General features: G+C 62.3%; 12 protein-coding genes. 11 read left to right on the forward strand and 1 reads right to left on the reverse strand.

Features of this window, described 5'->3' with window-relative positions:
- Positions 1-55: 55 nt before the first annotated feature.
- From AC0L18_RS03025 to AC0L18_RS03065, 9 genes are all read left to right on the forward strand, one after another.
- Entirely contained in the window at positions 56-1,933 is a 1,878-nt protein-coding gene (locus AC0L18_RS03025) for an extracellular solute-binding protein (protein WP_473490556.1), read from the forward strand.
- Positions 1,933-3,819, forward strand: a complete 1,887-nt coding sequence (locus tag AC0L18_RS03030; protein WP_473490557.1) for an extracellular solute-binding protein — start codon at positions 1,933-1,935, stop codon at positions 3,817-3,819. Before AC0L18_RS03025 ends, AC0L18_RS03030 begins: the two co-directional genes overlap by 1 nt.
- On the forward strand, positions 3,806-4,072 hold the full coding sequence (locus AC0L18_RS03035; protein WP_473490558.1) for a hypothetical protein: 267 nt from the start codon (positions 3,806-3,808) through the stop codon (positions 4,070-4,072). The genes AC0L18_RS03030 and AC0L18_RS03035 overlap by 14 nt, the downstream gene beginning before the upstream one ends.
- Entirely contained in the window at positions 4,072-5,166 is a 1,095-nt protein-coding gene (locus tag AC0L18_RS03040; RefSeq protein ID WP_473490559.1) for a microcin C ABC transporter permease YejB, read from the forward strand. The genes AC0L18_RS03035 and AC0L18_RS03040 overlap by 1 nt, the downstream gene beginning before the upstream one ends.
- On the forward strand, positions 5,166-6,305 hold the full coding sequence (locus tag AC0L18_RS03045) for an ABC transporter permease (protein ID WP_473490560.1): 1,140 nt from the start codon (positions 5,166-5,168) through the stop codon (positions 6,303-6,305). Before AC0L18_RS03040 ends, AC0L18_RS03045 begins: the two co-directional genes overlap by 1 nt.
- A 216-nt stretch (positions 6,306-6,521) precedes the next feature.
- Positions 6,522-6,755 carry a hypothetical protein gene (locus AC0L18_RS03050; RefSeq protein ID WP_473490561.1) on the forward strand — a complete coding sequence of 78 codons (234 nt, stop codon included), beginning with the start codon at positions 6,522-6,524 and terminating at the stop codon, positions 6,753-6,755.
- A complete protein-coding gene (locus AC0L18_RS03055) occupies positions 6,755-7,051 on the forward strand; it encodes a hypothetical protein (RefSeq protein ID WP_473490562.1) in 297 nt (98 codons plus the stop codon). The genes AC0L18_RS03050 and AC0L18_RS03055 overlap by 1 nt, the downstream gene beginning before the upstream one ends.
- Positions 7,048-8,676 (forward strand): ABC transporter ATP-binding protein, encoded by a 1,629-nt coding sequence (locus AC0L18_RS03060; protein WP_473490563.1) that lies wholly within the window; start codon positions 7,048-7,050, stop codon positions 8,674-8,676. The genes AC0L18_RS03055 and AC0L18_RS03060 overlap by 4 nt, the downstream gene beginning before the upstream one ends.
- A 32-nt stretch (positions 8,677-8,708) precedes the next feature.
- Positions 8,709-9,650 (forward strand): 2-hydroxyacid dehydrogenase, encoded by a 942-nt coding sequence (locus AC0L18_RS03065; RefSeq protein ID WP_473490564.1) that lies wholly within the window; start codon positions 8,709-8,711, stop codon positions 9,648-9,650.
- On the opposite strand, the gene AC0L18_RS03070 is transcribed toward AC0L18_RS03065, so the two are convergent.
- Entirely contained in the window at positions 9,647-9,979 is a 333-nt protein-coding gene (locus AC0L18_RS03070; RefSeq protein ID WP_027151648.1) for a hypothetical protein, read from the reverse strand. The two genes, AC0L18_RS03065 and AC0L18_RS03070, sit on opposite strands and share 4 nt — an antisense overlap.
- A 216-nt stretch (positions 9,980-10,195) precedes the next feature.
- Between AC0L18_RS03070 and AC0L18_RS03075 the strand changes: the two genes are divergently transcribed.
- Together AC0L18_RS03075 and AC0L18_RS03080 are read left to right on the forward strand one after the other, a co-directional pair.
- Positions 10,196-11,206 (forward strand): ligase-associated DNA damage response exonuclease, encoded by a 1,011-nt coding sequence (locus AC0L18_RS03075; protein ID WP_027151647.1) that lies wholly within the window; start codon positions 10,196-10,198, stop codon positions 11,204-11,206.
- A 76-nt stretch (positions 11,207-11,282) separates the two neighbouring features.
- Positions 11,283-12,884: a cisplatin damage response ATP-dependent DNA ligase gene (locus tag AC0L18_RS03080; protein WP_473490565.1), complete on the forward strand. Its 1,602-nt coding sequence runs from the start codon at positions 11,283-11,285 to the stop codon at positions 12,882-12,884.
- The last annotated feature ends 77 nt before the right edge of the window (positions 12,885-12,961 follow it).

The raw sequence follows: 12,961 nt of genomic DNA on the forward strand, positions 1-12,961 counted from the left end.
TGAGCGTCAAATGAACTAGATTGTCCGCTAGCAGCTATCGCACAGAGGAGAAGGCATGACGGTTGGCCGAACGTTTCTCAGATCGATGCTGGTTGTGGCGGCTTTCGCCGGCGGCCTGCAGGCAGCCTTGGCGGACGAATGGCGCACCACCTCGTCGCTGATCGGCGACTCCAAATATGGTGACAACTTCCAGCATTATGATTACGTCAATCCGAACGCGCCGAAGGGCGGCTCGCTGAATTCGGTGGTGCTTGGCACGTTCGACAGCTTCAATCCCTATATCGTCCAGGGTTCCGCCGCGGCTGGCTTCGCCCCGTTCGGCGGCGGATTGCTCTACGACACGCTGATGGAGCAGGCGACTGACGAAGGCAGCGTCAGCCATCCGCTGATCGCCGACGCCTACAAACATCCGGACGACTATTCGTCGGCAACATACCGCCTCGACCCGCGGGCCAAGTGGCATGACGGCAAGCCGATCACCACCGACGATGTAATCTGGTCGTTTCAGGTGCTGAAGGCCAACAGCCCGATGTACAGCCGCTATTTCGAGAATGTCACCGATGCGGTCGCGGTTTCCGACCGCGAGGTGGAATTCCATTTCGACCAGAAGGGCAACCGGGAACTGCCCAAGATTCTCGGCGATCTCGTCGTGCTGCCGAAGCACTGGTGGGAAGGTACCGACGCCACCGGCAAGAAACGCGACGTCACCAGGCCGACGCAGGAGCCGCCGCTCGGCTCGGCCGCCTACAAGATCGCCAGCTTCAAGCCGGGCTCTGAAATCATCTGGCAGAGGGTTCCGGACTACTGGGCTGCCAAACTGCCGGTGAAGATCGGCCGCGAGAATTTCGACAGGCAGCGTTTCAGCTACTTTCTCGACGACAATGCCGCCTGGCAAGCCTTCACCAAGGGCGGACTGCATGACATCAGGCCAGAAAACAGTTCGAGGCGCTGGAACACCGCCTATAATTTCCCGGCGATCCAGGCCGGCGACGTCATCAAGCAGGAATTCAAGACCGCCTCACCCGAACCGATGCAGGCCTTCATGCTCAACACGAGGCGTCCGCTGTTTGGGGATCGTCTGGTGCGCGCCGCGCTGACTTACCCGCTCGACTTCGAGGCCATGAATCGTACCTTGTTCTTCGGTTCCAACACCCGTACCAGCAGTTACTTCCAAGGCACCGAACTGGCATCGAGCGGCCTGCCACAAGGCAAGGAGCTGGAAATCCTTGAGCCATATCGCGACAAGCTGCCGCCCGAAGTCTTCACCCAGGAATTCAAGCTGCCGGTCTACGATTCGCCGCAGGCGGAACGCAAGTATCTCAAGACTGCGGTCGATCTCTTCGCCAAGGCGGGCTGGGTGATCAAGGGCGGCAAGATGGTCAATGCCAAGACAGGCGAGCCGTTCAAGTTCGAAATCCTCGGCTGGAACGATACCGACCAGGTCCTTTCCAGTCCCTACATCGCCAATCTGCGCAAGATCGGTGTCGACGCCACGTTGCGGCTGATCGACCAGACCCAATACATCAACCGCCTCAACAATTTCGATTTCGACGTCACCATATCGCAGTTGGGGCAGTCGGATTCGCCTGGCAACGAGCAGCGTGACTTCTGGAGTTCCAAGTCCGCAGACACGCCTGGATCCCGCAACTACGCCGGCATCAAGAATCCGGTCGTCGATGCGCTGGTCGACCGCGTCATCTTTGCGAAAGACCGTGACGATCTGGTTGCTGCCACCCATGCGCTCGACCGGGTGCTGCTGTGGAATTACTATGTCGTGCCGCAACACCATCGGTCGATGGTCTGGATGGCCTACTGGAACAAGTTCGGCATCCCGGAAAAACAGCCGACCTATAGCGGCGTCGACCAGAATTCCTGGTGGATCGACCCGGACAAGGAAAAGGCGCTGGCGGCAAAATACAAGAGTGGCAATTGATGGCGGCGCTGCCTCGCCGCGCCCCTCTGGCCCGCCGCGACTTTCTGGCCTTGGGCACTGCTGCCGCGGCGGCCGCGCTGCTGCCCGGCCGGGCCTTCGCCGCCATCCCGACCGGCGTCAACCTGCACGGCCTGTCGGCCTTCGGCGACCTCAAATATCCCCAAGGTTTCACGCATTTCGACTACGTCAATCCGGACGCGCCCAAGGGCGGCCAGATAAATTTCGCACCGCCTAACGCCACCTTCAACCAGAGCTTCCTGACGTTCAACACGCTGAATTCCCTGGTGTTGAGGGGGGATTCGCCGCCGCGCACCGAACACTGTTTCGATTCGTTGATGGCAAGCGCACTCGATGAGCCGGATGCGTTCTATGGGCTGCTTGCCGAGTCCGTTACCCTGTCTGAAGACCGCAATGGCTTCCGCTTCAATCTGCGACCGCAAGCGCGCTTCCATGACGGCACGCCACTGACTGCCGAGGACGTCGCCTTCGCATTGAAGCTTTACAAGGACAAGGGCCATCCGAACCTTTCCCAGACATTGCGGCATATGACGGACGCGGCTGCGGTCGATCCGGTTACCGTGGACCTCACCTTCGACGGCAAGCAGTCGGCGCAAAATATCCTTGCGATCGTCGCAATGCCGATCGTGTCCAAAGTGTTTTATATGGCCAACGAATTCGATGCCTCGACGATGACACCGCCGCTCGGCTCCGGACCCTACAAAATAGGGCGCGTGGCGGCCGGACAGACCGTCGAATATGAGCGCGTCGCCGACTATTGGGGCAGGGATCTGGCGGTGAACCGCGGCCTCTACAATTTCGACCGCATCCGTATCGACTTTTATCTCGATCGCCAGGCAGCGTTTGAAGCCCTGAAAAAGGGTGACACGCATTTTCGCGAAGAATTTACCTCGCGGGTATGGGCGACCGGCTACGACTTTCCGGCGCTGAAGGACGGCAGGGTCGTCAAACGTGAATCTCCCGGCGAGAAAGCGCCGGACATGCAGGCGGTCGCGCTGAACCAGCGTCGTCCGCAATTCCGCGATGTGCGCGTCAGACGTGCTATCGCCAATTGCTTCGATTTCGAATGGAGCAAGCGGGTTCTGTTTTACGGCTCTTACGAGCGCTCGCAATCGAACTTCGAACCGTCGGATTACAAGGCCGAGGGCCTGCCTTCGCCCGAGGAATTGGCCTTGCTGGAGCCGTTCCGAGCCGAGTTGCCGCCGGAAACCTTCGGCGAAGCGGTGATGCAGCCTGTCTCCGACGGTTCGGGCCACGATCGCAAGCTGCTGCGCGCAGCTTCGAGACTGCTTGCCGAGGCCGGCTGGAAGCGAGCCGGCAATTTCGTCGTCAATCAAAAGGGCGAGCGACTGCGGGTGGAAATGCTGGCCGAGGACGATGGCATCGTTCGGCTGTTCTCGCCGTGGTCCGAGAATATGAAGGCGATCGGCATCGACGCTTCGATCCGACAGGTCGACTCGACGCAATACGAAGCGCGGCAGAGCAATTTCGATTTCGATTTCAACCTGTTCAGATCGTCGATCGGGGCGACGCCGACTGTCGATGGCCTGGAAAACCTCTATCACTCCCGGATGGCGAAAACACCGGGAACGCGCAACTATCCCGGCACCGAAAGCAAGGCCATCGATGCGCTGATCGAGGCAGCCGGCAAGGCGCAGAGCCGGAACGAACTGGTGACGGCGCTCAAAGCACTCGACCGGGTCTTGCGCGCGCGGCTAGACTGGATTCCAACATATTATCTCGCGAATCACCGAGTCGCCTATTGGGACATGTTCGGCTTTCCCGAGCAGAAGCCCGATTTCGGCTTTCCGGTCGAGACGCTGTGGTGGTTCGACAAGGACAAGGCGGCAAAGATTGGCAAAGGGTGAATTTCCTGCAGGCGTCGGCGCCGCCCCTCACCTGCCTGCCGGCATCCTCTCCCCGTATAGCGACGGGGAGAGGGGCGCTTTCATCGACGGTTTCGCCAATCACAAGCGAGGCAATAAAGGCGCCGAGATTGCGGCCAGCCCCTTTCTCCCCGTCACTATACGGGGAGAAATGTCCGGCAGGACAATGAGGGGCGGCGCTGCCGTCGACGATTGGTCTGAAGCAGTGCTCTTCCTCGAGATGGACAATTTCTGATGGGCGCCTATATCCTGCGTCGCATCCTGCTGATGATCCCGACCCTGTTCGGCATCATGGCAGTGTCTTTCGCCGTCATCCAGTTCGCGCCGGGCGGGCCGGTGGAGCAGGTCATCGCCCGGCTGACCAACCAGGGCGGCAGCGATCGCCTTGGCGGCGGCGGTGGTGACGCCGGCGCCAGCAATTTCGACGTGGCCGGCGACGCCGGTTCGAGATATCGCGGCGCGCAAGGGCTCGACCCCGAGTTCATCGCCAAGCTGGAAAAGCAGTTCGGCTTCGACAAGCCGCCGCTCGAGCGCTTCGGCATGATGCTGTGGAACTATTTCCGGTTCGATTTCGGCGACAGCTATTTCCGCGACATTTCGGTGATCGATCTGATCCTGGAGAAGATGCCGGTGTCGATCTCGATCGGACTGTGGATCACGCTGCTGTCCTACCTGATCTCGATCCCGCTCGGCATCCGCAAGGCCGTCAAGGACGGCACGGCATTCGACGTATGGACCAGCGGCGTCGTCATTGTAGGGTACGCCATTCCGGGCTTCCTGTTCGGCATCCTGCTGATGGTGCTGTTTGCCGGCGGATCGTTCTACGACTGGTTCCCGCTGCGCGGCATCACCTCCGACAATTGGGACCAGTTGTCCTGGCCGGCGCGGATCGTCGACTATCTCTGGCACATGACCCTGCCGCTGACGGCGCTGGTGCTGTCGGCCTTCGCCACCACGACGCTGCTGACCAAGAATTCGTTCCTCGAGGAAATCCGCAAGCAATATGTGGTGACCGCCCGCGCCAAGGGTCTGTCGGAACGACAAGTTCTCTACGGTCACGTCTTCCGCAACGCCATGCTGATCGTCGTCGCCGGCTTTCCGGGCGCCTTCATCTCGGCCTTCTTCACCGGCTCGCTGCTGATCGAGAACATCTTTTCGCTCGACGGCCTCGGCCTGCTCGGTTTCAGGTCGGTGGTCGAGCGCGACTATCCGGTGGTGTTCGCCAATCTCTACATCTTCTCGCTGCTTGGCCTGATCGTCGGGCTGCTGTCCGACCTGATCTATACCTGGGTCGACCCGCGCATCGACTTCGAGCGGAGAGACGTCTGATGGCCGGGGCCGCAGCCGAAACAGCGCCAGGCCGGATCGCACGGCCCTGGCTGTCGCCGCTCAACCAGCGGCGGCTGCAGAATTTCAGGGCCAACCGGCGCGGCTACTGGTCGTTGTGGATCTTCCTCGTGCTTTTCGTGCTGTCGCTGTTTTCCGAATGGATCGCCAACGACAAGCCGGTCCTCGTCTCCTACAAGGGCGAAATCCTGTTTCCGGTCGTGGTCGCTTATCCCGAAGAGAAGTTCGGCGGCTTTTATGCGGTCACCGACTATCGCGACCCGGTCATCCAGGACGAGATCAATGCTCATGGCTGGATGATCTGGCCGCCCGTCCGCTACTCCTACCGGACCGTCAACAACGCCATTCCCGAGGCAGCCCCAACCAAGCCGTCCTGGCTCTATGACACCAAGGCACGTTGCAACCAGTATCCGCAAGGCGCCGCCGACCCCAATTGCGTCGTCGGCAACTGGAACTGGCTGGGCACCGACGACCAGGCGCGCGACGTGCTGGCGCGCGTCATCTACGGATTCAGGGTCTCGGTGCTGTTCGGCCTAATCCTCACCGCCGGCTCGGCGGTGATCGGCGTGACGGCCGGCGCATTGCAGGGTTATTTCGGCGGCTGGACCGACCTTCTGTTCCAGCGCTTCATAGAAATCTGGTCGGCGATCCCGGTGCTTTATCTGCTCCTCATCGTCGCCGCCATCCTGCCGCCCGGCTTCTTCATCCTGCTCGGGCTGATGCTGCTGTTCTCCTGGGTGGCGCTGGTCGGCGTGGTGCGGGCCGAGTTCCTGCGCGCCCGCAACTTCGAATATGTCAACGCCGCGCGCGCGCTGGGCGTACCCAACGGTACTATCATGTTCCGGCATCTGTTGCCCAACGCCATGGTGGCGACGCTGACCTTCCTGCCCTTCCTGCTCAGCGGCTCGATCTCGACGCTGACCTCGCTCGACTACCTTGGCTTCGGCCTGCCGCCCGGCTCGGCCTCGCTGGGCGAGCTCCTCAAGCAGGCGCAGCGCAACCTCAACGCGCCATGGCTGGGCATCTCCGGCTTTGTCGTCATCTCGCTGATGCTGTCGCTGCTGGTCTTCGTCGGCGAAGCGACCCGCGACGCCTTCGATCCGCGCAAGACGTTCAGATGAGGGCGATGCAGGCTGGCATTCGGCATGTTATATTCCGGAATGGCAATCCGGACAAAAAGCCGACGTACCTCAAGGAACCGGCGGCTTTGATCGGTGGAACACCAGTGGCGGCCATCGCTCGATCGCTGCAGAGCAAATTGGCCGATATGAGCGAATCCGGAGCCATGACGGTGTGTTGGCGTCCGTTCAGTCCGTCAATCCGCAGAGGAAAGGGTCATGAATAGGGTCATCCTTGAACACTACCCGGCATCGAAGCTCCCGGATGAACTGCGAAAGGGCATAGCTCCGAGCGCCTCGGTCAAAGTGACAGTGGAGGAGGAGGCCACCAGGCCCGTTGGCCGCGCACAATTGCTTGAACTCATGCGGAATGCCCAGGCCAACGCGCCGGGAACAAGCCTCGACGAGGCTGTCGCGCGTGTTCGTGCCCTCCGCGATGAGTGGGAGGATTGATGGCTGCAGTCCGGCTTTATGTCGATACCAACATTTTCATCTATGCCTTTGAAAACAATGATGCCCTTGCAAAAAAACTGCTTCAGCTCATTTCACTGAACGAGGGCAGAAAGCAGCCGTTCCTGGCGACGAGTGAGATCGGCTGCACACAATTTCTGACTGAAGATACGAGATTGAAAGAGACCTATTCCATCGCACCAAATCGTCTCGTTCCCCCTCAAATGGCAGCCAAAATTTCGGTCATACGACCGGAAATTTCCGCCTTGGACAGGGTTGTCGCGGAAGTTGAGCGATGACCGCCCCTCTCCTTTCCGTGCAAGACCTCAGCGTTGCCTTCGCGCAGGAAGGCCGCCAGTCGATGGCCGTCGACCACATCTCCTTCGACATCGCCAAGGGCGAGACGGTGGCGCTGGTCGGCGAATCCGGCTCCGGCAAGTCGGTCTCGGCGCTGTCGGTGCTGAAGCTGCTGCCCTATCCGGCCGCCAGCCATCCGTCGGGAAAAATCCTGTTCCAGGGCGCCGATCTGCTCGCTGCCGACGAGAAGGCATTGCGCCGCGTGCGCGGCAACAAGATCACCATGATCTTTCAGGAGCCGATGACCTCGCTCAACCCGCTGCACACGATCGAGCAGCAGATCGTCGAGGTGCTGACGCTGCACCAGGGCCTGGGTGACCGCCAAGCCAAGGCGCGCACGCTGGAACTGCTCAACGAGGTTGGCATCCGCGAGCCGGAGAAGCGGCTCGACGCTTATCCGCACCAGCTTTCCGGCGGCCAGCGCCAGCGCGTCATGATCGCCATGGCGCTGGCCAACGAGCCGGAACTGCTGATCGCCGACGAGCCGACGACCGCACTCGACGTCACTGTGCAGGCGCAGATCCTCGAGCTGCTCGCGGAGTTGAAGAGCCGCAAAGGCATGTCGATGCTGTTCATCACCCACGATCTCGGCATCGTCAGAAAGATCGCCGACCGGGTCTGCGTGATGACCAAGGGCAAGATCGTCGAAACCGGGCCGACGAAAGAAATCTTCGCCAACCCGCAGCACAGCTATACGCGGCATTTGCTTGCCGCCGAACCCAAGGGCAAGCCGCCCGCCGCCAACACAGCCGCCAGGCCAGTGATGACCGGCCAGGACATAAAAGTCTGGTTTCCGATCAAGAAAGGCTTTTTCCGGCGCACTGTCGACAATGTGAAGGCGGTCGACGGCATCGACGTCACCGTGCGCGCCGGCCAGACGCTCGGCGTCGTCGGCGAATCCGGCTCGGGCAAGACGACGCTCGGCCTGGCGCTGGCCAGGATGATCTCGTCGACCGGAACCATCCAGTTCAACGGGCGCGATATCAACGAGCTGTCATTCAACGCCATGCGGCCGCTGCGGCGCGAGCTGCAGATCGTCTTCCAGGATCCGTTCGGGTCGTTGAGTCCGCGCATGTCGGTCGCCGAGATCATCGAGGAAGGGCTGAAGATCCACGAGCCGAAACTGTCGCCCGATGAGCGCGACAAGCGCATTGTCGATGTGCTCGGTGAAGTCGGGCTCGATCCCGCCACGCGCAATCGCTATCCGCACGAGTTTTCCGGCGGCCAGCGCCAACGCATCGCCATCGCCCGCGCCATGGTGCTCAACCCGCGTTTCGTCATGCTGGACGAGCCGACCTCGGCGCTCGATATGAGCGTGCAGGCGCAGGTGGTCGACCTTCTGCGCAGCCTGCAGGCGAAGCACGACCTCGCCTATCTGTTCATCAGCCACGACCTGAAGGTCATCCGTGCGCTTGCCAACGACGTCATCGTTATGCGCAATGGCAGGATCGTCGAGGCCGGCCCGTCCGAACAGATTTTCGAACGGCCGCAGACCGACTATACCAAGGCGCTGATCTCGGCCGCATTCAGGATCGAAACGGCGCCGGTCGGCATCGTCAGCGAGTAGGCTGAACCCGCATAAAGGAAAAAGAACCCGCCATGGAAAAAGGCCGTGTCCTGCTTGCCCTCACCGGTATCCATCCGGGCCGTTGGCGCGAACTCTTGGCGGCCGAACGCGAGGTGGTGCTCGAGCCGGAAGGCGCCAGCGATCCTTCGATCACCTATGCGGTGGTTTGGAAGCAGCGGCCGAACCTTCTGTCGTCGCTGCCCAATCTGCGCGCTGTCTTTTCGATCGGCGCCGGCGTCGACCACATCTTCGCCGATCCCACTTTGCCCGACGTGCCGATCGTCAAGGTCGTGGCCGACAATTTGACCCAGTACATGACCGAATATGTCGTCTGGCGGGTGCTCGATCACCATCGGCAGGGCCTGCTTTACCGGTCGCAGCAGCAAAGGAAGATCTGGCACGAGTCGCCGCAGCGGCCGGCCGGCGACATCTCCATCGGCATCATGGGGCTCGGCACGCTTGGCCGCGCGGCGGCGTCGGTGCTTTTGTCGCTCGGCTTTGCGGTCAATGGCTGGTCGCGCAGCGACAGGCCGATGGAAGGCGTTTCGACCTACGCCGGCGAGGCCGGCTTGATTCCCTTCCTCAACGCCACCGATATCCTGGTGGTGCTGTTGCCGCTTACGCCGCAGACGCAAGGCATCATCAATTACGGCGTGCTGAAGGAGTTGAGGAAACGCAACGGCCTCGGCGGCTCAGTGCTGATCAACGCCGGGCGCGGCAAGTTGCAGAAGGACGCCGACATTCTGCGTGCGCTGGAGGACGGCACGCTGAAGGAGGCGAGCCTCGACGTGTTCGAGGTCGAGCCGCTGCCGAAGACCAGCCGGCTGTGGAGCCACCCGAAAGTGTTCGTGACGCCGCATGCGGCGGCGACCTCCGATCCCGTGCATCTGGTGCCGATCATGCTGCGCCAGATGGCCGCCTTCGAGCGCGGCGAGAAGCTCGAGAACGTCGTCGATCGCAACGCCGGGTATTAACCCGGCTTGCCGCATTCGCGGCGGGCGATCGACCGGTTCATGGCGTCGATCCGGCCGCTTGCCTGTTCGACGTCGCGCTGGGCCTTGGAACGGGCGTCCGGCGTGAACGGGCCGAGGCCCACCCCGGGATCGGAGAAGGACGGCTTGGCATCCAGTGGAAGGCGGTATTGCTGCGCCAGCCGGTTTCGTTGCGCCAGCAATTGATCGCAAGGCACGCTGTCATATTGCAGCGAGGACTGGACATTCGCGTCCTGTCGCTCGGCAATCGAGGTGCCGACGCAACCGGCTATTGCCAGGCAAGATGCCAAGACCACCAAGTTCCAGCGCATGCAACGTCCTCCGTGTCAGTGTCCTGCCCTTTCGGGCACGCGAATCGGACTTTTTCGCAGCCGCCGCCACGCGTGGCGCAGGTGAACGAAAAGGGTCGCCGGACAAGGCCTGATGCGATTTCGTGATGGAGATCCCGCCGGCAGTTGCCTGTATGCCGAGTCAGCAGTCACTTGCAACAGGCTTCCCGCGCCGGAATTAGCAACTATCTTGGAGCCATGCGCGCCAGCGACCTGCTTCACCCTCGGCCCGAGGGCCTTTATTGCCCGCCCGGCGATTTCTTCATCGATCCGGTGCGGCCGGTCAGCCGGGCGCTGATCACACACGGCCATTCCGACCATGCCCGTTCCGGCCACCGCTCGGTGCTGGCTACACAACAAACGCTGGACATCATGCGGCTGCGGTACGGCGAGGGTTTTGCCGGGACGACGCAAGCGGCAGCACTTGGCGAGGCGATTGCGCTGAACGGCGTCACCGTAACCTTCCATCCGGCCGGCCATGTGCTGGGCTCGGCGCAGATCGAGGTCGTGCATCAGGGCTCATGCATCGTCGCTTCGGGCGACTACAAGCGCCAGAGGGACGCGACTTGCGAGCCGTTCGAACCGGTCAAGTGCGACGTGTTCATCACCGAGGCGACTTTCGGCCTGCCGGTGTTCCGTCATCCGCCCGATACCGAAGAGATCGCCCGCCTGCTGAAATCGACGGCGCAGTTTCCCGAACGCGCGCATCTGGTCGGCGCCTATGCGCTCGGCAAGGCGCAGCGCGTCATGCGCTTGCTGCGCGACGCCGGCTACGACAGGCCGATCTATATCCACGGCGCGCTGGCCAAGCTCAGCGACTACTATCAGAGCCAGGGCATCGAGCTCGGGACGCTGGAGCCGGCGACCGTCGAGAGCAGTGGCAAGGAGGATTTCACCGGCGCCATCGTCGTCGGCCCGCCATCGGCGTTCGCCGACCGCTGGGCGCGGCGCTTTCCCGATCCGATCTCGTGCTTTGCCTCCGGCTGGATGCGCATCCGCCAGCGCGCCAAGCAGGGCGGCGTCGAGCTGCCGCTGATCGTTTCCGACCATGCCGACTGGGACGAACTGACCGCCACGATAAGGGAAACCGGCGCCGGGGAAATCTGGGTGACGCATGGCCGCGAGGAGGCCCTGGTGCGCTGGTGCGAACTCGAAGGCATCGCTGCCAGGCCGCTGCATCTCGTCGGCTATGAGGATGAGGGCGATTGATGGCGGTCACGGCCGATGTAGCGCTCTACGGCGGCGCGACAGAACGCAAGGCTGGCCCATTGGCGCGGCCCGCATCATGAACCGCTTCGCCGAACTTCTCGACCGCCTCGTGCTGACGCCGTCGCGCAACGGCAAGCTGACGCTGTTGAGCGATTATTTCCGCAGCGTCGAGGATCCGGATCGCGGCCTGGCGCTGGCTGCCATCACCGGCGACCTGACCATCGCGGCGGTCAAGCCGGCGATGCTGCGCGCGCTGGTCATGGAGCGCATGGACCCGGTGCTGTTCGGCTATTCCTACGACTATGTCGGCGACCTGGCGGAGACGGTGTCGCTGGTCTGGCCGCAATCGCCGGCGGATATCGCCAACCATGAGCCGACGCTCGCCGAGGTCGTCGCGAAATTGCAGGCGGCGAGCCGTTCCGACGGGCCGACGGTGCTGGCCCGGCTGCTCGACAGCGCCAGCGTCTCGGCGCGCTTCGCCATCATCAAGCTGGTCACCGGCGGCCTGCGCATCGGCGTTTCGGCGCGATTGGCCAAGCAGGCGCTGGCCGACCTCGGCAAGGTCGACGTCGCCGAGATTGAAGAACTCTGGCATGGGCTGACGCCGCCCTATGCCGAGCTGTTCGCCTGGCTGGAGGGCAAGGCAGAAAAACCCAAAAAGACAGCGCTGGCGCTGTTCCGGCCGGTGATGCTGTCCAACCCGATCGGTGACGGCGACCTCGAAAAGCTCGATCCCGCCGACTATGCCGCCGAGTGGAAATGGGACGGCATCCGCGTCCAAGCGGTATCGGAAGGCGGTGTTCGCCGGCTCTACTCGCGCACCGGCGACGATGTCTCCCGGGCTTTTCCTGACCTCGCAGAGGCGATGGATTTCTCCGCCACCCTCGACGGCGAGCTTCTGGTCGGCGATCCCCGGCAAGCGACCGGCACGTTCTCGGACCTGCAGCAGCGGCTGAACCGCAAGAGCGTGACACCGAAGATCCAGCAGCAATACCCGGCCTTCATGCGCTGCTACGACGTGCTTCAGATCGGCGACGAGGACTTGCGCATGCACCCTTTCCGCGAGCGGCGCGGCCACCTCGAAGCCTTCGTGCAGACGCTCGATCCGAGCCGCTTCGATCTTTCGCCGCTGGTCGAATTCACCGACTGGCAGGCGCTGGAGGAATTGCGCCGCAAGCCGCTGCATCCGGTGATCGAAGGCGTGATGCTGAAGCGCTGGGATTCGCCCTATCTCACCGGCCGGCCGAAAGGCCCATGGTTCAAATGGAAGCGCGATCCGCACACAATCGACGCCGTGCTGATGTATGCCCAGCGCGGCCACGGCAAGCGTTCGAGTTTCTATTCCGATTACACGTTCGGCGTCTGGTCCGGCCCGGAAGGATCGGAGGAACTGGTGCCGGTGGGGAAAGCCTATTTCGGCTTCACCGACGAGGAACTGAGGCAGATCGACAAATATGTCCGCGACAACACGATCGAGCGCTTCGGCCCGGTCCGCTCGGTGCGGGCCGACCGCAGACAAGGCCTGGTGATGGAGGTGGCGTTCGAAGGGCTCAACCGCTCGATACGGCACAAATCCGGTGTCGCCATGCGCTTTCCGCGCATTTCGCGGCTGCGCTGGGACAAGCCCGCGGCCGAAGCCGACCGCATCGAGACGCTGCAGGCGCTGCTCGATAGTTAGAGCGACGTGCGTCCAATTGGACGCACAAAGTACGCTCTAACAGTTATAATCTACGCATCGTGCTTTCCGAAAATCGA

This window comes from Mesorhizobium sp. WSM4819 (assembly GCF_055811215.1).

What these genes read in the sequence shown, in the direction of transcription:
- AC0L18_RS03075 (WP_027151647.1), top strand. Translation starts at nt 10,196, where the DNA reads ATGCGCGCCAGCGACCTGCTTCACCCTCGGCCCGAGGGCCTTTATTGC.
- AC0L18_RS03080 (WP_473490565.1), top strand. Translation starts at nt 11,283, where the DNA reads ATGAACCGCTTCGCCGAACTTCTCGACCGCCTCGTGCTGACGCCGTCG.
- AC0L18_RS03050 (WP_473490561.1), top strand. Translation starts at nt 6,522, where the DNA reads ATGAATAGGGTCATCCTTGAACACTACCCGGCATCGAAGCTCCCGGAT.
- AC0L18_RS03065 (WP_473490564.1), top strand. Translation starts at nt 8,709, where the DNA reads ATGGAAAAAGGCCGTGTCCTGCTTGCCCTCACCGGTATCCATCCGGGC.
- AC0L18_RS03030 (WP_473490557.1), top strand. Translation starts at nt 1,933, where the DNA reads ATGGCGGCGCTGCCTCGCCGCGCCCCTCTGGCCCGCCGCGACTTTCTG.
- AC0L18_RS03060 (WP_473490563.1), top strand. Translation starts at nt 7,048, where the DNA reads ATGACCGCCCCTCTCCTTTCCGTGCAAGACCTCAGCGTTGCCTTCGCG.
- AC0L18_RS03025 (WP_473490556.1), top strand. Translation starts at nt 56, where the DNA reads ATGACGGTTGGCCGAACGTTTCTCAGATCGATGCTGGTTGTGGCGGCT.
- AC0L18_RS03055 (WP_473490562.1), top strand. Translation starts at nt 6,755, where the DNA reads ATGGCTGCAGTCCGGCTTTATGTCGATACCAACATTTTCATCTATGCC.
- AC0L18_RS03040 (WP_473490559.1), top strand. Translation starts at nt 4,072, where the DNA reads ATGGGCGCCTATATCCTGCGTCGCATCCTGCTGATGATCCCGACCCTG.
- AC0L18_RS03070 (WP_027151648.1), bottom strand. Translation starts at nt 9,979, where the DNA reads ATGCGCTGGAACTTGGTGGTCTTGGCATCTTGCCTGGCAATAGCCGGT.
- AC0L18_RS03045 (WP_473490560.1), top strand. Translation starts at nt 5,166, where the DNA reads ATGGCCGGGGCCGCAGCCGAAACAGCGCCAGGCCGGATCGCACGGCCC.